The sequence below is a fragment of the Agreia sp. VKM Ac-1783 genome, from assembly GCF_900177765.1.
Classification (GTDB): Bacteria; Actinomycetota; Actinomycetes; order Actinomycetales; family Microbacteriaceae; genus Agreia.
On the sequence record NZ_FXWI01000004.1, the window covers coordinates 119,522 to 142,257 of the forward strand.

A 22,736-nucleotide genomic window follows, 5' to 3' on the forward strand; every position below is an offset into this window, starting at 1 on the left:
GCCATGGTGCAATTCAGCGACATCGCCACTCAGCTCGAGGGGCAGTCCATCGAACTGCCGTCGTGGGCGTTCGGCAACTCGGGCACGCGATTTCGCGTCTTCGGAACCCCCGGCACGGCCCGCAACCCCGAAGAGAAGATCGCCGACGCCGCACAGGTGAACAAGTACACGGGCCTGTCGCCCAAGGTGGCCATCCACATTCCGTGGGACAAGGTCGACGACTACGCGGCCCTCGGCGCCTACGCCAACGATCTCGGGGTCGAGCTCGGAACGGTGAACTCCAACACGTTCCAAGACGAGGACTACAAGTTCGGCTCGCTGACCTCGTCGAACCCGGTCGTGCGCCAGAAGGCCATCGATCACCACTTCGAGTGCATCGACATCATGGATGCGACGGGGTCGAAAGACCTCAAGATCTGGCTCGCAGACGGCACGAACTACCCCGGGCAAGACGATATCCGCGGGCGCCAGGACCGCCTCGCAGAGTCGCTGCAGACCATCTACGACCGCATCGGCAGCGATCAGCGGCTGGTGCTCGAATACAAGTTCTTCGAGCCGGCTTTCTATCACACCGACGTTCCCGACTGGGGAACGAGCTACGCGCAGGTCGCCGCCCTCGGCGAGCGCGCGCTGGTCTGCCTCGACACCGGACACCACGCCCCGGGCACCAACATCGAGTTCATCGTGGCTCAGCTTCTGCGCCTCGGAAAGCTCGGCTCGTTCGACTTCAACTCGCGTTTCTACGCCGACGACGACCTGATCGTGGGAGCGGCCGACCCGTTCCAGCTGTTCCGCATCCTCTACGAGGTCATCCGTGGAGGCGGCTACGGCCCCGACTCGGTCGTGGCATTCATGCTCGACCAGTGCCACAACATCGAAGCCAAGATCGCCGGTCAGATGCGCTCGGTGCTCAACGTGCAGGAGATGACGGCGCGTGCTCTGCTCGTCGACCGCGCGGCGCTCACCGCGGCGCAGGAGTCGAACGACGTGCTCGGCGCCAACGCCGTGCTCATGGACGCCTTCTACACGGATGTCCGCGGCCCCCTGGCCGAGTGGCGCGAGTCTCGCGGCCTTCCGGCCGACCCGATCGCCGCGTTCCAGGCATCCGGCTATCAGGAGAAGATCTCGGCCGAGCGCGTCGGCGCCCAGGCGAGCTGGGGCGCGTAGCGAAGACGGCTGCGCTGGTCGAGTAGCGAGGCACGAGCGTGTCGAGACCATCACCGGGGTGATCTCGATACGCCGGCTCCTTCGTCGCGCGGATACTCGATCAGCGCAGATCGCCGCGACTCTTTCGGGTGTCGGGGGAATAGAGGAGAGTGGTCGCAGGTTCTCCCGACGAAGCGAATTCCGTGAGCCATCGCTGCGCTCGCCTCCGCTCCCACTTCTTCTTTTCTCAGCCCTGGAGTTCTCGTGACTGACCGCCTCGCCCCGCCCACGGACTCCGTGCCGGTCTCCGCACCGCCCGCCGCGCACGACGCCCCCGCATCCCCCTGGGCAGAAGATCCCGCACTGGCCGGGCGCAACCGACTCGTGATCTCGCTGCTGCTCGTCTCGGCGTTCGTCGTGATTCTCAACGAGACGATCATGAGCGTGGCCCTGCCCGTGCTCATGAAAGACCTCGACATCGCCGCAGAGGCGGCCCAGTGGCTGACGACCGCGTTCATGCTCACGATGGCCGTGGTCATTCCGATCACCGGATTCCTGCTGCAGCGGTTCAACACGCGCCCGGTCTTCCTCGCCGCCATGGCGCTGTTCAGCGCGGGCACGTTCATCTCCGCGATGGCGCCCGGCTTCGAGGTGCTGCTCGCGGGTCGCGTCATCCAGGCCAGCGGAACGGCCATCATGATGCCGCTGCTCATGACCACGGTGCTCAACCTCGTGCCGCCCGCCACCCGCGGCCGCACCATGGGCAACATCTCGATCGTCATCTCGGTCGCGCCGGCCATCGGCCCCACGATCTCGGGCCTCATCCTCAGCGTTCTCGACTGGCGCTGGATGTTCTGGATCGTCCTGCCTATCGCCGTCGGCGCGTTGGTGCTCGGCTTCCTCAAGATCCCCAACGTCACCGAGCCGCGCAAGGCTCCCATCGATGTCTTCTCCGTCATCCTCTCGGCCTTCGCCTTCGGCGGTCTCGTCTACGGCCTCAGTTCGATCGGTGGCCACGGGGCGAGCGAGGGCGGCATGCCTAGTTGGCTTCCGCTAGCCGTCGGCATCGTCGCACTGGCCGCATTCATCCTTCGCCAGGTCATGCTGGCCCGCCGCGAGAAGGCGCTGCTCGACCTCCGGGTCTTCCGCTCGTCGACCTTCTCGGTGGCCATCGCCATGCTCGCGATCAGCATGATGGCCCTGTTCGGCACGCTCATCATCCTGCCCCTGTACACGCAGAACGTCCTCGGGCTCAACACTCTGTCCACGGGCCTGTTGCTGCTGCCGGGCGGACTGCTGATGGGCATCCTGGCGCCGTTCGTCGGTCGCATCTACGACCGTTTCGGCCCGCGCGTGCTGCTGATCCCCGGTTCCATCATCGTGAGCGCGGCCTTCTGGGGCATGACCCTGTTCACGGCGACGACGCCATGGGGCTGGGTGCTCGCCGCCCACGTCACCATGAGCCTTGGCCTGGCGCTGCTCTTCACTCCCCTGTTCACCGCCGGACTCGCCTCATTGACCCCGAAGCTCTACTCCCACGGCAGCGCCGTGGTGGGCACGGTGCAGCAGCTCGCCGGAGCGGCAGGAACCGCGCTGTTCGTGTCGGTCATGTCGGCTCAGGCGATCGCGTTGTCGGGCGGCGGCACTCCGAGCGCGGTCGACACGGCCGGAGGCATCCACTCGGCCATCATGTACGGAGCGTTCATCTCACTCGCCGCGATCGCGATCTCGTTCTTCGTGAAGGCGCCCGCGCAGTCCTCCGAAGGCGTGCACGACGCGATGCCCGCGGGCCACTAGGCGGCAGCGCCGCACACGGCAGTGCATGTCGCGTGCCGGGTCACGAGTCGCTGACGGTCGGCCTGTCGGTAGAAAAGCGGTTCATGCGGTCGATCAACTCCTGCTGCGCTCCGACCGAGCTCAGATCGATCGCAGCACCGAAGCCGCTGCCCGGCTTGCGGGCGATGAGCGGAAACGTCACCTCGGTGCCGTCACGGCTGACGCCCGTGACGGCGATGGCGTGGATGCCGTCTGGCGGCCCGAAAAACATGCTGGTGCTCCGAACGACGGTCGGGGCAAGACCCGTCAGGGTCGACCACCTGATCCACAGGTCCAAGACCTTCCTGTCTCCGTATGAATAGAAGAACAGTCCGCTTCGGTTCACCACGAGCCTGAACGGATCGGCCAGCCTTCGGGCCTCATCGCCGAAGCCGAGCGCGGCGAGACCTGCAACGGTTCGCGGATCGCGCTTGACGTCGATCACGAGTTCGCCCGGCGGATCCGGCCTCGTGCCCCACGGTTCGGAGACAGATCGGCCCCACACGGCCTGTTCTGCGCCCGCCGCGTCGGCGCTGTTCCAGATGCGGTTGCTCGTGACCCCCTGGCCCAAGACGGGCACGGCACCCTCGTCGTCGGCCCGACCTCTCATCGCGCGGGCGAGGCCCGAGACGACACGGGTGAGCCGAGGCGCCAGGGGAAATCGTGCTTGCCGGGGCATGCCTCATTATGGCCGGAAGGCACGGCCGCAGCGCGCAGACGTCACCCCCGGCCCGCGCTACCTTCGTCCCCGCCGCTGACCGTCGAGGTAGCGGGCGACGTCGCGCACGCGCGTGAGAGCTTCTGCCTCTTCGCGCTTGGTGAGTCGCGAGGCCCCGGCAGGGCGGATCTCGAAGCCCGTCTCGCGATCCACCTGCGGCCTGTGCACGTCTCCCTTCCTCCAGACCGTGTAGCCCTCCGCATGCTCCTGCCGCGAGCGCGTGATCCAGTCGCCCCGGGCCCTGACGAAGACAACAGCGCCTGCAACGAGAGCGACCACCGCGAGGAGGGCGACCAAGAGCTTGTCGTCGCCCGTGAGAAAGGCGAATGTCACCACGATGACGTAGCCCACAAGCACTCGCTTCGCCACGCCTCGGGCTTGAGTTCTGAGCTCGATCGATGAGCGCCCGCGCAGCAGCTCCACCCGTGGGGGAATCTGCGACGGTTGAATCCCCCACGCCGGAACCGAGGACTGGGCGGCCTGCATGCGCTGCGCGGTCACGGCATCGACGACCGGCGCATCCGCAGCGGGATGATCCGCCGGATCAAGCGCACGCGCGCCCTCCGCAGAATCACCTCGAACGGCTCGGGCTACCGAGAGGACGGCTGCCCTCCCCACCCGGGTGATGTGCTGTCGCCACGTCATCTCTCAATCATGCTGCCCCGCTCGAGTCTCACCTCACCGCGGCAGCATCCTCACTCGAGCGGCGGCCGCGCGCTCCTGCGCTCGCGTGAGGGCTGGCTGCCCGGCAGGCCGGATGACGTAGCCGGTCACCGGGTCGACCTGGTCGAGGTCTGGCCGTAGGGTGCGGCTCACCGTGTAGCCGGCCTCGTGCTCGGCGGCTCGGCGCCGCCGAACGTCCGCCCTTCGGTACCAGGCGATGCTGCGCGAGTGCCTGCCGGCCAGCAGCGGATAGCGCGCAGGAACCGGCTCGCCTGCCCCTGTTCCCCAGACCGGCGTACCCGCCGCTTTCTCGCCGCGAAGCTCAGATGTCGGCTGTGGCTGCACCGCCGGATCTTCTCCGCCCGAGACGATCTGTCGCGCCCGCAACACCGCCCATTCGGATGCCGGCAACTCGGGACCGCCGGCATCCAGCAGTCGCGCGGCCGCACGCGCCCTCCTCTGCTCGCGGCGCGTGAGCGCACGTTCACCGGCACGCCGGATCACGATCGAGGTCGCGGGATCCAGTTGATCCACCTGAACAGGCCCGGAGCGCCACAGCGTGTACCCGGCCTCGAGCTCCTCCAGCATGATGCGTCTCGGCGAGCGCTTGCGGATGGATATGGTGCGAAGCGTCACAGCGCAGGCGAGCGCGGCGACAATGGCCAGCCCTCGAACGAACTCGGAGCCGTTCACGAGCGACCCGATCACCACCACGATGCCGCTCACGAGCAGCAGACCGCCGACAACTCTCCAGATCCATTGGATTCGCGCCGACGACGACCCGTAGACCGGTTCTCGGCGCACGGCGTCGCCCAGGAGCTCGTCGGCCGTGCGGCTCGGAAGGTCTGGGTCTGCCGCCAGCCTCTTCCGATTCGGATCGAACTCGGGTACCTCCTCGCGCCACAGATCACTCGGGTTCAACCGCGCGGTGGGTGTGCCGCGCAGCGCGTTCACCGCCCGCGCGACCCCGAGGGTATCGAGCGACGCCTGCCCGGAATCGATGCTCTCGAGGCTGACAGACGCCGGGTATACAAGCAGGGGAATCGTCACCGAGCGAGCCGTGATCGTGATCGCGTCTCTCATGATCGGAGAGCGGGGGGTGATCGCGAACACTTCCTTGATGAACGAGCGACGCCTCAACCCCGGCATCGTCACGGTAGCGAGACCGACGCGGTCCACCTCCGACCACGGAATGAATGCCCGCCAATTCGCGGCGACGCCGGGTTCAATAGGGGCGGCCATGTCATAGAGCCTGACTCCGTCGCCGTCGAACACCACCTGAAACTGGTCGCCGAGTCCGCGAAGCCGACCGCCGTATCCCGCCTCCCAGAGCCGGATGAGTGTCTTCTCCGACGCCGTTGCGTGCAGGTGGAGGTCACGGGCTTGCGATTCCTCTGTCGGTCCGGCAGCCATGCCTCATTATCTCTGGAGCACTGTCGGGTCGCGTCATGCGTCGCGACGTTCCTGTCCAGACGAGTGATATCGAGGGCGATCTTTTCGCTCGCCGGGTGATGTGGGCGGCGCCGGAGCCTCGGTAGCTTTCACAGTGAGGAATAAATGAGGAGGAATCCGCATGCTTGATCATCGATCGACGCCGCATGCGGTCACAGCGCCGTGACCCGGATCGAAGTCGGCCCGCACACCGAGGGCCGAGAACGCCAGGTCTCCGGCTCCGGCTCTGGCTCCGGCGAATCGGACCTCGCACTCGACGCTCCCTCCCGGCGACCCGCGCTGATCGCGCGCGAGACCGAGATCGCGGCCATCCGGAATGCCGTCAAGGCTGCCGCCCGAACCGGCTCGACCCTTCTCATCTCTGGCGAAGCGGGGCTCGGCAAGACCTCGCTGGCATCCGCGGCCGTGGAGTACGCCCGTTGGTCGGGCCTCGACGTTCTGCAGGCATCCGGTGTTCAGGCCGAGGAGGACGTGCCCTACGCTACGCTGCACCAGCTCCTCCACGTGCTGCGCGACCGCGTTGCCGACCTTCCGACTCCGCAGCGTCAGGCACTGCAGGCGGCCTTCGGCGAAAGCCGGGAGTCGCCGAGCATCTTCCTCGCCGGTGTCGCCGCGCTCACCCTCCTCTCCGAACGCGCAACGTCGGCCGGCCTCCTGATCGTGATCGAAGACATCCATTGGGTCGACCCGGCGACGCGCGCCGTCGTGAGTTTTCTGGCCCGTCGGATGGCGGCCGAGCCGATACTCCTGATTTTGACGGCCCGTCCGTCGCAGATCGCCGACGAGCTGGCCGACAGCCCCGATGTGCAGCACATCAGTCTCCAGCCTCTCGATGAGCCGCAAGCCCGTCGACTCCTTGCCGAGCGTCGCGGACCCATGGCCGCGGCGGTGCATGAACGCGTTCTGGCCGAGGCACTCGGAAACCCCCTCGCTCTCATCGAGCTGAGTTCCGTCGCCGACCGCGTAGGCGACATCTCCGCAGCATCAACCCCTCTCACTAAGAAGCTGGAGAGTGCATTCGCCCACCGGCTGCTCGATCTGTCGTCGATCGAGCGATCCGTGGTTCTCGTGGCTGCGGTCACCGCGGAGCACCGGCAGTCCGAGATCCTCGCCGCAGCCTCGCGCTTGGTCGGCGAAGATGTCGACGCGCAGACGATCGACTCCCTGATCCTGCTCGATCTTCTGCACCGCTCACACGGAGAGGTCACCTTCCGTCATCCGCTCGTGCGCTCGGCGGTGGTGCAGACCGCGACGCCCGCCGAACGCGCGAGGGCGCATCGTGCGATCGCGTCGCTTCTGCCCGTGGGCACCGACAGACAGCTCTGGCACCTTGCAGTCGTCGCCGATCTGCCAGACGAGAAATTGGCCGATGCTCTCGAGCAGAGTGCCGGGCGGGTACACGAAGCGGGCGAACCCGTCACCGCGATGACCGCGTTCCGGCGCGCGGCTGAACTTAGCCCTCATCTCGAAGACCGGGCGCGGCGGAACTATCGTTCGGCGGCTATCGCGATCCGCGTGCAACGGCTCACCGAGGCTCAGCAGCTGATCGAAGAGATCGGCCATCAGACCACCGACCCGGGCCTGCTCGCTCGAGTGGAGTGGCTTCGGCAGTCGATCCCCGGCAGTGAGCTGCAGACAGGGCAGTTCGACGCCACCATCCGAATTGCCGATGAGCTGCATCGTGCGGGCCGCACCGATCATGCCGTGACAGTGTTGATGACGGTCGGCCGTCAGATCTGGCCGACCGTCGCCGAGGGACCCTTCTGGCGCCGCATGCTCGAGCACACTCTCGGCTACGGACTCGACGTGCTCGATCCCCGCGTTCTGTGGATGAAAGCTCTTGGCTCTCCCGGCACCGCTTCGCAGGAGGTTCGACAGGCGCTCGAGTCGATCGATCCTTCCAGCGGCCTCACAGTGCACCAGCTGAACATGCTGGCCGATGCGTCGACCATGGTCGGCGATGTGCAGAGGGTCGATTCCTTCATGCGTCCGACCATCGAGGGACTGCGCCGCGAGGGTCAGTTGCCGCTGCTCTCGATGGCCCTGCTGACGGATTCGGCGGTTCAAAGCCTCACGGGCCGGTTCCGCCTGATGCGAAGCACGGCAGACGAGGCCCAGCGCCTCGCCGACGAGGCACAGCAGCCATTCCTCGGCATAGCGGGCTATCTGCATGGACAGATCGCCAGAGCCACCTTGGGCGACACCATCGCGATGGCCAACGTGCGCCAGCTGTATCCCGCTGCATCTACCCTCCTGGCCACCAATCCGTACAATCTCATGATGCAGCTTGCCCAGGGAATCTCTGCGGCCGGAGAGGCGCGGCACCGTGACGCCTACGTGCAGCTCGCGCCGCTGGTCGATCAGAGCAATCCCGACTTCCATTGGGGGTGGGGCCTCATATTCGCCTTCTCCCACTACATCGACGCCGCTGTTCGATCCGGGCATCGCCGCGAGGCTCGCGAGCGCCTAACCGAGCTCGAGGCGCGCGCCGGTCTTGTCGAGTCCGAGAATTTCCGCTCGCAACTCGTCGTGGCTCAGGCGCTCCTCACCGACAGCGACACGATCGATGCCGATGCCGATGCCGCGTTCCGAGCGGCCATGCATCCGCAATCGAATGTGCTGCCGTATTGGCGAGCCAGATCGATGCTCGCCTACGGCGAGCGTCTCCGTCGCCAGCGACGCATCACAGAAGCCAGGGAACACCTACGTCACGCGCGGGTCGAATTCGACCGGATGCATGTGGTGCAGTGGGCGACCGTGGCGCGGAACGAACTCGAGGCAGCCGGGGAGCACAGCCCGCGCCGCCCCCCAGACCGCGGATCGCTCCTCACACCTCAAGAGGAACGAGTGGCCTCGCAGGCCGCGGAGGGCCTCACGAACAAGGAGATCGCAGAACGCCTCTTCTTGTCGCCGCGCACCGTCGCAACTCACCTTCATGCGGTCTTCCGCAAGCTCGAGATCACGTCGCGATCGGAGCTCAAGGGCCTGGACGGCTGACCAAGGTCACCCCGCCAGGACCACCCTGATGCGGCGACCCTCTTCGTTTCTGAGGGAGAATCAGGGGGTGTCCTTTGCTCAGAGCGCTCCCGTTGCGGGGGCGGGGGCGACGAGCGCGAGGCTCACAGGCTCGGACAGCGTTCTTTTCACAACCCCGTTGCGCGGACGCGAGAGTTTCCGAGAACAGCTGGCGGAGGCGGCACGATTTGTCGAGGCTGGCAACTCCGCCATCCTCGTCTTGCGTGGAATTCCCGGCGTCGGCAAGACGCGGCTGCTCGACGAAGCACTGACCGAGGCATCCCGGCGGGGCTGGAAGACGGTGACGGCGACGACCGAACCCGACTCCAATCTCATCCCGCTCGGCTCGCTGCTCGACGCTGTCGCCCGCACGAACCCGCCATTGTTGACCAAGACCCATATCAACGAGCTGGCAGGCGATCCGAATGTGCGCTACTGGCTGGTGCAGGCGCTACACGACGCCCTCGAAGTGGCGACGACGAGCAATCCGGTCGCCATCGTGATCGATGACATGCAGTGGCTCGACGCGGCATCCCTGGCAGTCCTCCGGTCGCTCCTCGCTCGTGTCACCGATCTGCCGCTGTTGTGGGTCTTGGCCGTGAGGTCGGGCGAGCACGATGCTCCCGTTCAGCGCACCATGATCGAGTTGTCGAAGACCGGGACGATCATCGACGTCGCCCCCCCTGAGCGACGCGGCCGTCGGCGACATCGTGACCGACCTCGTCGGCGCTCCACCCGGAGCCAGCCTGTTGGCGGTCATGCAGCGCGCAGAGAACGTGCCACTTCTCGTGATCGAGCTTCTTCAGGGACTGATGGAGGAGAACCTCGTCACCACCGATTCCGGTCTGGCCGATGCTCTCGCGGATTCGGAGGTGCCCGAACGCTTCGGCGCGTCGATTCGAGAACGGATCATGCACCTGTCGCAGCCCGCGCGAACCCTGGTGCAGGTCGCCGCGGTTCTCGGGCACGGGTTCACCGCGCAGAACGCCGCAACGCTGCTCGACCGTACGGCCGCCGAACTCGTCGATCCGCTCGCCGAGGCCGTCGCCGCTCACATCATCACCGAAGGCTCTGAATTGGCCTTTCGTCATGACGCGATCCGTGACGCAGCAGCCCGCATGCTGCCAGACGATCTTCGTTCGCAGTTGCAGCGTGATGCGTGGCGCGTTCGCATCGCCTCCGGCGAACCCGTGCTTGCCGTCGCGGCGTCCGTGGCGCAGACCGCCCTCACAGCAGATCGCGACGCGATAGAACTTCTGCACGACGCAGCGCTCGGGCTTGTCACCACCGATGCGTTGAGCGCCGCCGAGCTCGCAGCGCGCGCCATTGAGCTCATGGCTGCCGATTCTTGTTTTGCGCAGCTCGCCGTCGACCTCGTGCCCGTGCTCTACGCGGGCGGCAAGACCACCGTGGCCAGGTCGACGGCCGCGACGATCCTGTCTGAGCTGCCCGTCGATCGCGAGGCTCTTCTGCTGCTGTCGATCGCCCGACTCGAGACGGAGTCGTCGTTCGAGGAAGCGATCAGGACGTGCGACACGGCACTCGCGCTCGATGGTGTGACCGACGCCGTTCGAGCGAACCTGTTCGCAGTCAAAGCGCTCAACTACGCTAACATCGGCCGGTTCGCAGAGCTCGCCGCGACGCTCGAGCTGGCCGCATCGGCAGCCATCGCAGCCGAGGAATACGGTGCGCTCGCTACCGTCGAAGCCACCGAATCCGTGCTCCGTTTCTACGAGAATCGCTTCGACGAGGCATACCGCCTCATCGAGAGCGCCGAGGAACGCATGGCCATTGCACCGGGACTCACCCCGTCTCACTGGTTGCCGGAAGGACTGTGGCGCGCGTTCCTATCGAGCTCCCTCGACGACGGGGAGACGGCGCTCAGCATCGCCGACCGAAATCTGGCCGAGACTACTCGGCGACGTGATGCCCCAGCGATGGCGTTCTGGATGATGCTCCGCTCCCGCGTGTTGCTCGACCTGGGCAGGCTCGACGATGCGAAGACGCAGGCAGAGGCAGTGCTCGCGATCGCGGGAGATCTTCAGCTCGGCGACTTCGCCGACGCGACGGCCGGCTACGTCGTCTTCAGAGTTGCGCTGTACCAAGGCGACACCGCCGAAGTCGAGCGCAGCCGAGGCTTCGTGAAGGCCATGTCCGATGGCCCGGGCCTCTTCAAGGTAGGGCGCTGGTTGTCGGCCATCGCGGCGGATGACTCAGGCGAGACCGCGAGCGCGCTGGCCCTCACCAACGACGCGTTCGCAACGCTCCGGGATCCAATCCCCTCGATGGCGACGCCAGCCGACTTCGGTGACGATATTGATCTCGTGCGCATCTCGCTGCGGGCAGGAGCGGTCGACCGGCTACCCACGATCATGGATGTCGTCGAAGCGCGCGCCGCTGCAAACCCGAACAACGCCCTGGCCGTCGGCATCCACCACCACGCCCGAGGGCTGGTTGAGAGGTCGACCGACGAGTTGCGGCGGGCCGCCGAGGCGCTACGCGGCACAAAACGCCCGCTCGTTCTCGCCTGCGCTCTCGAAGACCTCGGCCTGTCGCTTGCGCCCGACAACACTGACGCAGCCGCAGCGGCCTGGTCTGAGGCGCTCGGCATCCTCGAGCAGTGCGGCGCATTGCGCGACGCTGGCCGCCTGCGCCGTCACCTCCGCGGGATCGGGGTCGTTCGCCGCCCTCCCACGTCGACCACCGCATCCGGTCTCACTACCCGCGAGTTGCAAGTGATAGAGCGGCTGGCCGACGGGCGCACGACCAACCAGATCGCCGCTGACCTCTTCCTGTCGCCGCACACGGTCATCACGCACATCAGACACGCTTCGACGAAGTGGAACGTCAGCTCCCGTCGTGCGCTCATCGAGCGGTATCGCGCTCAGAACTGAGCACTGCATAACTGCGCTGCGCAGACTACGCATAGGCGGAGGGCGATCTACGTCATCGTGACCGATGACGACCCGGGCCTCGTTTTCTAGCGTGAAACCATGAGTTCTGAGCCGACAATCGTTCTCGTTCACGGGGCTTTTGCAGACGCGTCTAGTTGGGCACCCGTCACCAGACGTCTGCTCGACCGCGGGTATTCGGTTTTGGCACCGGCGGTACCGAATAGAGGCCTTGATTCGGACGCGGCCTACGTACTCTCGATCGTCGAGCAGATTGACGGCCCCGTGCTCCTTGTCGGTCATTCCTACGGGGGTGCCGTCATCACGGTCGCGGGCACAGCCGACAACGTCGTAGGCCTCGTCTTCGTGGCTGCGTACGCCCTCGATACGGGCGAGAGTGTCGGCCAGCTTCAGGCGGCCTTCCCCGACCCCGACCTCGCGGCCAGTCTCATCTACGCGCGTTTTCCGAGCGGCGGCACGGAGCCGGGGATGGACGTTTCAGTCGACATCGGGGCGTTCCCCCAGGTTCTCGCGGCCGGTGTGGCCGACGGCGTGGCCGAGGTTCTCGCCGTGTCGCAGCGCCCCCTCGCGGCTGTCGCTTTCGGAGACATCGCCTCGAGCGCCGCATGGAGAACGAAGCCCGCCTGGGGCCTCGTCTCGTCGCGAGACCGCAGCATCAACCCCGAACTGGAACGCTTCGCCTACGCGCGAGCCGGGGCGCGGCGAGTCATCGAGGTAGACGCCCCTCATCTCGTGATGCACACGAACCCCGACGAGGTCGTCGCGCTCATCGCCGAAGCCGCTGCGGCACGCAGATAACCGACGTGTCCGTACGAAACACACTCACTCATCACCCCGACGAAAGGATCAAGCCAATGCCCACCCAGATTGACACCGAGACGCCCGTCTACACCGATGTTCCCATCGGCATCGATGCCGCTGGCAAGCGAAGCGAGTTCGACAGCATGGGATCCGTCGACGTGCCCGCAGACCGTTATTGGGGAGCGCAGACCCAGCGCTCACTGCAGCACTTCTCGATCGGCCACGACCACATGCCGATCGAGGTATATCGCGCCTACGGCGTCGTGAAAAAAGCCGCGGCCCTGGTGAACGAAGAGGCCGGCCGCCTGCCCGGTTGGAAGGCGAAGGTCATCGTTCAGGCTGCCGACGAGACGATTGACGGCAAGCTCGACGATGAGTTCCCCCTCTACGTCTGGCAGACCGGTTCTGGCACCCAGAGCAACATGAACATCAACGAGGTGCTCTCGAACCGCGGCATCCAACTGCTCGGTGGAACGCTCGGCAGCCAGCTTCCCATCGGCCCGAATGACGACGTCAACATGGGTCAGTCGAGCAACGACTCCTTCCCGACGGCCATGCACATCGCCGCCATCACCGAGCTCGACGAACGTCTGCTTCCCCGCCTTCGTGACCTGCACGCCGAGATTGCTGCCAAGGCGAAGAAGTGGATGGACGTCGTGAAGATCGGACGCACCCACCTCGAAGACGCCGTTCCGTTGACCGTCGGGCAGGAGTGGTCGGGTTACGCCGCGCAGATCGAGGAATGCATCCGCGAGATCGAGCACTCTCGCGAAGGCCTCCTGAAAGTTGCCCTCGGCGGCACCGCCGTCGGTACGGGGCTCAACGCCCCGGCCGGCTTCTCAGAGAAAGTCGCCGCCAAGATCGCCGAGCTCACCGGCAAGAAGTTCGTGACGGCACCGAACAAGTTCGAAGCCCAAGGGTCATTGGACGCCATGGTGCGCGCTCACGCCGCCCTCCGCGGGGTCGCCGTGTCGCTTATGAAGATCGCCAACGACATGCGCTGGCTCGCCTCGGGCCCACGAACCGGATTTGCCGAACTCGTGCTGCCCTCGAACGAGCCGGGCTCATCCATCATGCCCGGCAAGGTCAACCCGACCCAGTGCGAGGCGATCGTGATGATCTCCATCCAGGTGATCGGCGACGACGCCGCCGTCGCCTTCGCCGGGTCGCAGGGCAATTTCGAACTCAATGCGATGCGGCCGATCATCATCAACAATTTCCTGCACTCCGCCCGGATTCTGGGCGACGGAGTCGAGAAGTTCTTGACCTATTCGGTGAAGGGCACCGAGCTGAACGAGAAGAAGATCGCGTCGTACGTTGGCGAGAGCCTCATGCTCGTGACGGCCCTCAGCCCCGTCATCGGCTACCAGAAGTCGGCGCACATCGCCGAGGCTGCGCTCGCCAACGATCAGACTCTGCGCGAGGCCGCCCTGGCCTCCGGCGAGGTCACGGCCGAGCAGTTCGACAAGATCGTCAATCCCGCTGCCCTGACCGGCTCGGGCGTCGGAGGCGCCTGATGGTTGCGCGGCGCGGAGTCGACGCCGCCTCCGCGCCGCGCCGCTCCTCCGAGGCGGCGTCGGCCGAGGCCGCCGACGGTGAGCAGCTCCTGGTGGACGCGATCGCCGCGCTCCATGGAAACGGCGCGGGCTCCGAGAGGTCAGAGGAACGCGCTGCCCAGCTCGAAGCGGCACTGGGAGTGGAGGGTCGACTCGACCTGGGCTGGAACACATCGTCGATCGACCTTGAGGCGCGCGCACTCAGTAGTCTCGACACGGCCGCGAGCGTCCCGCTCGACCAACCGCGAACGACGCTGCGCTTCGCTGCCACACCGTCTGCCGTCGCCATGAACCGAGTACTCGCCGTCGACCGCGCGATCAACGAGTTCTCGTCGAGCACGACGACGCTAGCGACAGCCCGCAAGGCCGTCGCACAGGCTGCAACCCTCAAGCCCGCGAACATCTTTCTGTTCGCTGCGGCCTGTGCCGTCGGCGCCAGCTGCCTGGCGATCATCTTCGGCATCCACCATGTACAGACCGTTCTGCTCATCGCTGCGAGCTCCGTTGCGGGAGCATTTCTGCGCCGCGGTATCGGCCGCCTGGGCGGTTCGAACTTCTGGCAGGTGGGAGTCGCAGCATTGCTCGCCGGTCTGCTCGGGGCGATAGCGACCAACAGCGATATCAGTTCGTCGCTGCGGCTCGCCGCAGTCTGTCCCTGCATGATTCTGGTGCCGGGTCCGCACCTGCTCAACGGCTCTCTCGATCTCGCGGCGCTCCGAATCCCGCTCGGCCTGGCACGACTCACCTTCGCGACCCTGACGCTGCTCTCCATCGCCGCCGGGCTGCTCGCCGGCCTGACCCTCGGCGGGGCGGAGCTGGTCGTCGATCCCGCGGGCCGCGACATCCCGCTCTGGCTCGACGCCGGCGCCGCTGGGATCGTTGCCGTCTGCTACGGCATCTTCTACTCCGCTCCCCTGCGCATCCTCATCTGGCCGTTCGCCGTCGGGGCCGCCGTGCATGCCCTGCGGTGGGTCGCACTCGACATCTGGCACCTCGAGTCCTACGTGGGCGCCGGGTTGGCCTGCCTCGTGGCTGCAACGATCCTTCTTCCGGTATCCCGCCGATTCCAGCTTCCGTTCTCGGCGATCGGCTTCGCCAGTGTCGTCTCCCTGATGCCGGGAGTGCTGATCTTCCGCTCGCTCGCAGGGCTCGCTCAGCTGCAGACGGCGACGGGCACGACCGCCGAACACCTTCTCGTCTCGACGATCAACGACGCGAACGTCGCGTGGCTCACGGTCTTCGCCATGGCGATCGGATTCATCCTGCCTGCGGGCGTCTACGGCTGGATCCGGCACCGCTCAGCGCGGAGCCTCTCAGCTCCGACATCGAAGGAGACGGCCCGATGAACACCCCGCCTCCTATCCCGGCGACGACGCGCGCGCTCTCGCCTGCATCTGCCTCCGCGAGCGTCGCCCTGCCGGCGGCCCTCAGCCTGCTCGCCGGAGCGACCGACGTGACCAGTTGGCTTCTGCTGGGAGGCTTCTTCTCGGCCCACGTGACCGGCAACCTCGTCGTGATCGCCGCCGATGTCGTTGCGGGCCGTGCGCCGGGTGTGGCCTCGGTCCTCGCCATCCCGGTGTTCGTGCTGATCACGGCCGCGGCGACGCTCGCATCACGTCGGTTGGTTCTGAATGGCATGTCAGCACAGATGCTCACGACGGTATTGCTGGGCGCGCAGACCCTGCTGCTCGTACTGGCGGCCGCGCTGTCGTTCGCCACGCGAGCGTCGGCGGATCCCTCCCAGCCTCTCGCTGTCATCATCGGTCTCTGCGCGGTGTGCGCCATGGCCACGCAGAACGCGTTCCTGCATCTCATTCCGCCAAAGGCAGCCTCGACCGCCGTCATGACAGGCAATCTCGTGGCCGGCACGATCGCCCTCGTCGACCTCGTGCTCAGCCGAGGCGCATCTGGCTCGGCCTGGTCTCGCTGGCACAGCGCATGGCCGCTGCTCGCGGGCTTCGTCGGCGGATGCTTGATCGGCGCCGCCGGAGCCGTCGCGTTCAGCGATCGTGCGTCCCTGATCCCAGCAGTACTAGCCTGCATTCTCTTCTTCGTCGTAATGTCGAGGCGTTCGAGCCCGGCCCGTGAAAAACGTACTCCTGATCAGCCGAAAGAAGGATGCTCATGACCGCTCCACTCATCACCCTCGATGTTCCCTACGGCACGGATTCAGACCCGATGCATCTGCTCGACATCTACGAAGACCCCGAACACACAGACGATGCGACTCGAGCGGCGATCATCCTCGTGCACGGCGGCGGCTGGTTTCGCGGCGACAAGGTCAAGGAGAAGACGCTCGCGAGCCTGCTGGTCGAAGCCGGATACCTGGTCTTCGTACCCGATTACCGCCTCGCGCCCGACCACATCTTTCCCGCCGGGCGCGCGGATGTGCTGGCGGCCGCCGAGTGGGCGCGCGCATCTGAGCACGCCTTCGATCGCGGACGCGTGGCGTTCTTCGGCGGTTCGGCCGGAGGCAATCTGGTGGTCGAGGCAGCCATCGCGACCGGATGCCCCGCAGTGAGCTGGTCGGGAATCTTCGACCTCGCCGGCATCATCTCGGCGACCGATGCGACGGCCGCCGAGCCGACGACGCAGGACCTCGACGCCATGCGCAGCGCCGACATCAACCAGACCGGCCGCGACGACGCCTTCCTCCGCTGGGTGATTCTGCAGGAGGTCGGCGGCGACCGCTCTGCCCTCGCCGCGGCATCCACGACCCCGAGGGTGACCGACAAGACCGGCCCCGTCTACCTGGCCAATTCGCTCGCCGAATTCGTGCCGGTGTCGGATGCCGCCGGGCTGCAGAACGCCCTGTCGTCGGCCGGGGTCGCCAGCACGCTGCAACTGGTTCCTGGTACGCATCACGCCGAGGGCTACCTGCAGCAGGCGCTGCACGGCTCGCTCGCGTTCCTCGCCGATGCGCTGCGCCGACCCGACTCCGCGGCATCTTCGTCATGACGACGGCCGCCGGTTCGACGCCGAATGCTGCAGCAGGGGAGACCCAGCGACGCGTGTCCTTCCTCGTGGACGGAGCCCGCGTGACCATCCGTCGCGTCGACGAATTCGGCGGCTACGTTCCGATGGGGATAGCCGTGTCGTGGACGGTCGATGACAGGGACGCTTTCGTCTCCGACTCACCAGAGCGCGGCGCTGTCGTTCATCGCGGGCTGCAGTGAGCATCGCGTCGACAGCATCCAAGCCACCCGGCCCGCTCGCGCCGCTGGCCGTCACCATCTTCCGATGGCTATGGATCGCCGACGTCGTCAGCAACATCGGTGGTTGGATGCAGACGGTCGGTGCGCAGTGGTTTCTCGTCGAGGAGCACGCTTCGCCCGCCGTGATCGCGCTCGTCTCGACGGCCTCAGCCGCGCCCGTGCTGTTGTTCGGAATCCCCGCCGGGGTGCTCGGAGAGTTCGCGAACAAGCGGCACCTGCTCATCGGCGTGCAATCGGCCCAGGCGCTGGTCGCGGCGGGGCTCGCCGTTCTCACCGCGATCGGCGCCATGACCCCGACGTTGCTGTTGGCTTTCACGTTCGCTCTCGGAGTCGCCTCGGCCGTGCAGCTGCCCGCGTACCAGGCGTTCGTTCCCGGCGTCGTGCCGAAGCCGCTCATCGGCGACGCCGCATCCCTCTCGTCGATCGGCGTCAATGTCGCCCGAGCCATCGGACCGGCCATCGCCGGCGTTGTGATCGGCTCGTGGGGCATCCCCTTCGTCTTCGCGCTCAACGCCCTGAGCTTCGCCGGCCTACTCCTCGTGCTCATTCTGTTTAAGAGCTACAAGCAGCCGACCGGAGACCGCGAGCCGTTCATGTCGGCGACCCGAGCTGGCCTGCGTTATGTCATGCACGCCGCCGTCGTTCGGCGCATCTACTTCCAGTTGCTCATCTTCATCATGCCCGCCAACGCGCTCTGGGCTCTGTTGCCCGTGCTCGCCAGTGGCCGACTCGCGCTCGACAGCAACGGCTACGGCATCCTGCTCGCGGCCCTGGGTATCGGATCGATCGCCGGCGCGTTCATCATTCCCAAGGCGCGAGCCGCTCTGGGAACCAACCGGCTCATCATCGTGACGAGCGCCGCCTACGGCATCGGAATCGGGGCGACGGCGCTATCGAACACGCTCTGGATCACCCTGCCGGTACTCGTCCTCGTCGGCCTATCGTGGATCGGCGTGATCGCCACGCTGAACGCCACCGTTCAAGCCTTCCTCCCCGGGTGGGTGCGCACCCGCGGACTCTCGGTCTATCAACTCGTGCTCTTCGGCGGAACAGCCTTCGGCGCCGCGATCATCGGTGCGCTCGGCGGTGTCTTCGGCACAGCGCACACCATGGCAGGCGCAGGAATCGTCGTGGTCGTCGGCGCCGCCATGCTGCTCATCTGGCCGCTGCACCCCACCGCCGACAAGAGTCGCACCGCGTTGCCCATGCCGCTCACCGATGTGCCGCCGGTCGCGACACCGCTGCCGGGCGATGACGACGCGAACCCGGATGATGCGGCTGCCGCTGCGGATGCACCTGCGACTCCGGCCGTCAATCACGAGCTCGACCCGGCCGGCGCCACGCTCGTCATCGTGCGCTACGAGATAGCCGATCGCGATCGCGCGGCGTTCCTCGCCGCGATGCGCACGCTCGAACAGAGCAGGCGCCGCACGGGAGCCCGCTCGTGGGATGTCTACGACGACCGCGAGCATCCGGGCTTCCTCGTCGAGGCATTCCACGTCGGCTCGTGGCAAGAGCACCTCAGCCAGCACCACAACCGCACGACCGGCTACGACACCGAGATCGTCGAGGCGGCCCGCAAGCTCTCCGCCTCGCCCCCGACGGTCGAGCACCTCGTCTCGGCCGCCCTCCCGCACCACCCGCACACTCCCACCAAGTCCCCCAATAAGTAAGGAGCACATCATGACCACCGCCCCCACCATCGTTCTCGTCCACGGCGCATTCGCCGACGCCGCCAGCTGGGCACCCGTCACCCTCGAACTGCTGAATCAGGGCTATACCGTCTTGGTTCCGCCCGTCTTCAACCGCAGCCTCATCGGGGACTCGGCCTACATCAAGTCGTTCGTCGAGCAGATCGACGGACCGGTGATTCTCGCCGGCCACTCCTACGGCGGCGCCGTGATCACGGTCGCCGGCGTCGCCGACAACGTGATCGGGCTCGTCTACGTCTCGGGCTACGCGCTCGACGAGGGAGAAAGCCTCGGCCAGTTGCAGGGCGGCTTCCCCGACTCCGAGCTCGCCGCGAATCTCGTGTATTCGCCCTACCCGATCGACGGCGCAGAGCCGGGAACAGATGTGTCGGTGAAGATCGACGCGTTCCCCGAGGTCTTCGCTGCGGGAGTCCCGACTGACACCGCTCGCGTGCTCGCCGTCGGCCAGCGCCCGCTCGCGGCCGTCGCCTTCTCCGAAACCGCTCCCGTCGCCGCTTGGAAGACCAAGCCCAGCTGGGGCATCGTCTCGAGTGCCGACCACACCATCAACCCCGATGTCGAGCGCTTCGGCTACAAACGAGCCGGCGTCCGCAAGGTGATCGAAATCGATGCTCCCCACCTCGTGATGCAGACCAACCCCTCAGAGGTCGCGAAATTCATCACCGACGCGATCGACGAACTGAGCTAGTCCGCGCCCTGCGGTGTGGCCGACTACTCCCGAGCGAACAGCAGCAGCTCGGGGTGACTCGTTGCGAAGTAGTCGGTCACACCGTCTTCCCGAACGGCCTGGGGTGCCTGATACTCGGGACGAACCTCGCCAAGACTGGCGGGCGGATCTGTCTGCTGAAGACCGAGCGCCGCGATCGTCGAATCCCAGGCGCGGATGGCCTGACCCTCGCCACCCTCCCACGGATGGAACTCGCGCGAGCGAAGTATCTCCAATGCCTCGTCGGCGAACCCGCCCGTCACGAGCAGGCCGACGTACTCGATCGTGAAGTCGTCTCGACTGAGCACCAGATCGGGGTGCGCTCGAAGTCTGGCAAGCCGCTCCTCGTCGGGGTGCCCGAGCCGAGCGGCCAATTGATCCTGCTCGAAGAGGAGCCGCGCATCCTGCGGGGCGAGCTCGACCGCCTCTTCATAGCGACGCCAGGCCATCTCGTCGTCGTGCGCGATGTTGTAGGCGGCGAGGCCGGCGTTGCGAAACAGCACTGGATGCTCCAGCCCGAGTTCGATCGCGGACTCCCATTCGTCGAGGGCGTCTTTTCGCCGACCGTGTGCGAACAACAGCATCCCGAGGAGGAACCGCGCCGTCGCATCCGTCGGCTCGACCTGGAGCGATGCGACCAGCGCGTCATGGGCATCGAGGCCGTAGGGGAATGCTCGCGTCAGGTCGCTCTGTCGCGCCCGTCGGCGCTGCTCGGCGGCATCGGCGGGGAATCCGCCCTCTTCGAACAGTCCGGCCGCCACGTAGTGCGCCAGCGGAACCAGGTTGCCCGCGGCCGTGGCCGGCAAGGCGGTGACACGGTCGAGCATGGACAGTGCTCCGACGACATCGCCGGCGGCTTTCAAATCGAGAGCCACGTCGAGGGCGAGGCCGGGGTCGCTGACATCGGCCCGTCCGAGAAGAGTGCGAATGGTCGGGTTCACCGGCTCGAGCGCTTCCTGCTCTCGCAGCAGAGAGTCCGCGTGTGCGGTGTCGCCCAGGCGGCGCAGAACGATCGCTTCGAGTACGCAGCGGCGACTGTCGTGGGCCGCGACCGACCGCAGCGAGTCCAGTACGCGGAGCGCTGCGCGGTTGCGACCACGACGCGAGAGCGACGCGGCGAGCTCATAGCCGGCGCTCGCAGCCCAGGTGCCGTCCCAGCCAGCCTTGCCGAAGTACGCCTCGGCCTCGGCGACACGGCCAAGCCGCTGCGAGATCAGGCCGGCGAGATAGAACGCCTCGGTGTCTTGCGGGTTCGCGTTGCGGCGGGTCAATCGGGCCAACGCCACGTCGACCCGTTCGAGGGCGCTCGAGTACTCGCCTGCTCGGTACTCGAGATCGGCGATCGCCAGGTTGGTGCGCAGGTCGCCTTGATCGCGCTCGAGTGCTGCGTTCCAGTAGTCGAGCGGTGAGCGTGTGGGGTGCCGGAACTGGCTGAGGTGCAGACCCGTGAGATACAGCTCCTCCACCGTCTCGATCTCGGATGGCGGGAGCGGTTCGTCGGCGACCCACGGCTCCTCATCGGTGATGACGGTCTGCGACCACCGCACGAGCGACCGACCCGATGCATCGAGGAGTTCGACCACCGTGGAATCGGTCAGCGCATCGAAGTCGATCACCGCGGGGGTGCCTGGCGCGAGGTCTGCGATTCTCGATGCCGTGATCGATTCTCCGTCGCTCACCCGAAGCGTCGCGCCCTGCTGGGGCGAGGTGACGGCGAAGCTGGCCGAGGGCCGGGGGCCTCGCTCGACGTGCACCGCGGCATCCGGCGTCGCCTGCTGAGCGGCACCGATCGCGGGCAGCGGGTACCAGTACTGGGTGAAGACCTTCGTCTCGCCGGGCAGGAGCCAGCTGAAATCGGGCTGGTTGTCGGTGAACACACCGGCCATGAGCTCCACGTACGGACCGTCGTCGTCGGTGAGTTGCGCATCCCACGCATGGCCGAAGGCCGCGTTGCCCCACGTCCACTGCTTCTTGCCGGGCGAGAGCCGCCGTTCCGCCCAGTGCACGAAGCCCGCGCCTGCCGCGTGGTCGTAGCCGCCGAAGAAGTCCTGCTGCGAGTCGACGATCATGTAGGAGGTCGGCACGGGGATGTTGCGGTAGAAATCTATGCGATCGGCACCCGGTTCCGCCTCGGCGAGCGCGGCGTAGTCGACGCCGTAGTAGGGGCGGTCCGCCGCCGGAAAAGCAGTCAGAGCCCGCCGTGCATGGTCGGCGACGTAGCGCACGTCGTCAGGGAAGAACGACTGGTAGTCGTCGTTGACCCGCGCCGCGACGTTCGCCCACCAGAGGAAGGTCTGACGCTCGCTCGTTCGGTTGTGCAGCCGCACCGCCAACTCGACGACGCTGCTGCCCGGCCGTAGCCGGACCCCGTGCTGCCCTGCCATCCGGGTGAACGGGTCGTGGTCGGCGCACCAGACGGTCACGGAGCCGTCGTCGCCGTATTCGATCGTCGTCTCGACGGGAAGGTATGTGGCCGGCCTGTGGTGTTGCGGCCAGTTGAATTCCACGCCGCCCGACACCCACGGGCCAGCCAGACCGACCAGAGCAGGCTTGATGACGTTGTTGCGGTAGAAGAAGTCGTAGCCGGTGGTCTTGTCGTACCCGATGTGGATGCGCCCGCCGAGTTCCGGCAAGACGACGAGTCTCACGTACTCGTTCTCGAGGTGAACGGCCTGCCACTGTCGATCGTGCGCCTCATCGGAGACGTGCTCGGTGAACGGGATCGGATAGACCTTGCCGCTCGAGCCCTGATAGACCCTCCGGTCGAGGTACATCGGGTACGCGCTGGGTTCGTCGGTCTCGTAGGTGCGGATGCTGAGGGGCTCGCTCCACGCGATGGGCCGGCCCGCCTCGAGTGTGGGCCGCAGCGCATCCGGCGCCTCGGGGAGGACGATCTTGGCCCCCGGGTGCTCGGACGACGGGTCGGAGCCCGCGGGCATGGTCGTTTCGACGGTCATTTCGTGCCTCATTCGATGTCGGCAGTCGGAGGTGATGCGGTTCGGGGTGCAGTTCAGACGCCGCTGGA

Annotated in this window: 16 protein-coding genes; 12 read left to right on the forward strand and 4 right to left on the reverse strand. The window is 66.7% G+C overall.

The window, feature by feature from the left end; all coding sequences use genetic code 11:
* Nucleotides 1–3 precede the first annotated feature (3 nt).
* Nucleotides 4–1,167 (forward strand): L-rhamnose isomerase, encoded by a 1,164-nt coding sequence (gene rhaI, locus CCK87_RS14695; protein WP_086462170.1) that lies wholly within the window; start codon nt 4–6, stop codon nt 1,165–1,167.
* Nucleotides 1,168–1,410: 243 nt separating this feature from the next.
* Nucleotides 1,411–2,943 carry a DHA2 family efflux MFS transporter permease subunit gene (locus CCK87_RS14700; protein WP_086462171.1) on the forward strand — a complete coding sequence of 511 codons (1,533 nt, stop codon included), beginning with the start codon at nt 1,411–1,413 and terminating at the stop codon, nt 2,941–2,943.
* 40 nt (nt 2,944–2,983) lie between these two features.
* On the opposite strand, the gene CCK87_RS14705 is transcribed toward CCK87_RS14700, so the two are convergent.
* From CCK87_RS14705 to CCK87_RS14715, 3 genes are read right to left on the reverse strand one after another with little or no spacing between them, the layout of a single operon-like run.
* Entirely contained in the window at nt 2,984–3,640 is a 657-nt protein-coding gene (locus CCK87_RS14705) for a hypothetical protein (protein ID WP_086462172.1), read from the reverse strand.
* A gap of 57 nt (nt 3,641–3,697) precedes the next feature.
* Nucleotides 3,698–4,324, reverse strand: coding sequence for a hypothetical protein (locus CCK87_RS14710; protein WP_086462173.1), 627 nt, complete (start codon nt 4,322–4,324; stop codon nt 3,698–3,700).
* A gap of 33 nt (nt 4,325–4,357) precedes the next feature.
* Entirely contained in the window at nt 4,358–5,755 is a 1,398-nt protein-coding gene (locus CCK87_RS14715) for a hypothetical protein (RefSeq protein WP_086462174.1), read from the reverse strand.
* Nucleotides 5,756–5,956: 201 nt separating this feature from the next.
* On the opposite strand from CCK87_RS14715, the gene CCK87_RS14720 reads away from it, so the two are divergent.
* The 10 genes from CCK87_RS14720 to CCK87_RS14770 all read left to right on the forward strand — a co-directional run bounded on the left by CCK87_RS14720 (nt 5,957) and on the right by CCK87_RS14770 (nt 19,693).
* Nucleotides 5,957–8,791: an AAA family ATPase gene (locus tag CCK87_RS14720; protein WP_086462175.1), complete on the forward strand. Its 2,835-nt coding sequence runs from the start codon at nt 5,957–5,959 to the stop codon at nt 8,789–8,791.
* A 728-nt stretch (nt 8,792–9,519) separates the two neighbouring features.
* Nucleotides 9,520–11,703: a LuxR C-terminal-related transcriptional regulator gene (locus CCK87_RS14730; protein WP_249273921.1), complete on the forward strand. Its 2,184-nt coding sequence runs from the start codon at nt 9,520–9,522 to the stop codon at nt 11,701–11,703.
* Nucleotides 11,704–11,802: 99 nt separating this feature from the next.
* Complete coding sequence (locus CCK87_RS14735; RefSeq protein ID WP_086462178.1) at nt 11,803–12,519, forward strand: alpha/beta hydrolase; 717 nt, start codon at nt 11,803–11,805, stop codon at nt 12,517–12,519.
* Between the two features lie 56 nt (nt 12,520–12,575).
* A complete protein-coding gene (fumC, locus tag CCK87_RS14740; RefSeq protein ID WP_086462179.1) occupies nt 12,576–14,039 on the forward strand; it encodes a class II fumarate hydratase in 1,464 nt (487 codons plus the stop codon).
* Nucleotides 14,039–15,424 carry a threonine/serine exporter family protein gene (locus tag CCK87_RS14745; RefSeq protein WP_086462180.1) on the forward strand — a complete coding sequence of 462 codons (1,386 nt, stop codon included), beginning with the start codon at nt 14,039–14,041 and terminating at the stop codon, nt 15,422–15,424. The genes fumC and CCK87_RS14745 overlap by 1 nt, the downstream gene beginning before the upstream one ends.
* A complete protein-coding gene (locus CCK87_RS14750; protein WP_086462181.1) occupies nt 15,421–16,206 on the forward strand; it encodes a YoaK family protein in 786 nt (261 codons plus the stop codon). Before CCK87_RS14745 ends, CCK87_RS14750 begins: the two co-directional genes overlap by 4 nt.
* Nucleotides 16,203–17,036: an alpha/beta hydrolase gene (locus tag CCK87_RS14755; RefSeq protein WP_170927310.1), complete on the forward strand. Its 834-nt coding sequence runs from the start codon at nt 16,203–16,205 to the stop codon at nt 17,034–17,036. Before CCK87_RS14750 ends, CCK87_RS14755 begins: the two co-directional genes overlap by 4 nt.
* A complete protein-coding gene (locus tag CCK87_RS14760) occupies nt 17,033–17,254 on the forward strand; it encodes a hypothetical protein (protein ID WP_086462183.1) in 222 nt (73 codons plus the stop codon). The genes CCK87_RS14755 and CCK87_RS14760 overlap by 4 nt, the downstream gene beginning before the upstream one ends.
* Entirely contained in the window at nt 17,251–18,966 is a 1,716-nt protein-coding gene (locus CCK87_RS14765) for an MFS transporter (RefSeq protein WP_086462184.1), read from the forward strand. Before CCK87_RS14760 ends, CCK87_RS14765 begins: the two co-directional genes overlap by 4 nt.
* A gap of 10 nt (nt 18,967–18,976) precedes the next feature.
* Nucleotides 18,977–19,693: an alpha/beta hydrolase gene (locus tag CCK87_RS14770; RefSeq protein ID WP_086462185.1), complete on the forward strand. Its 717-nt coding sequence runs from the start codon at nt 18,977–18,979 to the stop codon at nt 19,691–19,693.
* Between the two features lie 23 nt (nt 19,694–19,716).
* Here CCK87_RS14770 and CCK87_RS14775 read toward each other — a convergent pair whose 3' ends face one another.
* Complete coding sequence (locus tag CCK87_RS14775; protein ID WP_140162880.1) at nt 19,717–22,668, reverse strand: DUF5107 domain-containing protein; 2,952 nt, start codon at nt 22,666–22,668, stop codon at nt 19,717–19,719.
* Nucleotides 22,669–22,736: the final 68 nt, after the last annotated feature.

Coding starts and splice junctions, on each gene's coding strand:
- rhaI (WP_086462170.1), top strand. CDS start 4: ATGGTGCAATTCAGCGACATCGCCACTCAGCTCGAGGGGCAGTCCATC.
- CCK87_RS14705 (WP_086462172.1), bottom strand. CDS start 3,640: ATGCCCCGGCAAGCACGATTTCCCCTGGCGCCTCGGCTCACCCGTGTC.
- CCK87_RS14710 (WP_086462173.1), bottom strand. CDS start 4,324: ATGACGTGGCGACAGCACATCACCCGGGTGGGGAGGGCAGCCGTCCTC.
- CCK87_RS14735 (WP_086462178.1), top strand. CDS start 11,803: ATGAGTTCTGAGCCGACAATCGTTCTCGTTCACGGGGCTTTTGCAGAC.
- CCK87_RS14760 (WP_086462183.1), top strand. CDS start 17,033: ATGACGACGGCCGCCGGTTCGACGCCGAATGCTGCAGCAGGGGAGACC.
- CCK87_RS14755 (WP_170927310.1), top strand. CDS start 16,203: ATGACCGCTCCACTCATCACCCTCGATGTTCCCTACGGCACGGATTCA.
- CCK87_RS14750 (WP_086462181.1), top strand. CDS start 15,421: ATGAACACCCCGCCTCCTATCCCGGCGACGACGCGCGCGCTCTCGCCT.
- CCK87_RS14715 (WP_086462174.1), bottom strand. CDS start 5,755: ATGGCTGCCGGACCGACAGAGGAATCGCAAGCCCGTGACCTCCACCTG.
- CCK87_RS14745 (WP_086462180.1), top strand. CDS start 14,039: ATGGTTGCGCGGCGCGGAGTCGACGCCGCCTCCGCGCCGCGCCGCTCC.
- CCK87_RS14775 (WP_140162880.1), bottom strand. CDS start 22,668: ATGACCGTCGAAACGACCATGCCCGCGGGCTCCGACCCGTCGTCCGAG.
- CCK87_RS14770 (WP_086462185.1), top strand. CDS start 18,977: ATGACCACCGCCCCCACCATCGTTCTCGTCCACGGCGCATTCGCCGAC.
- fumC (WP_086462179.1), top strand. CDS start 12,576: ATGCCCACCCAGATTGACACCGAGACGCCCGTCTACACCGATGTTCCC.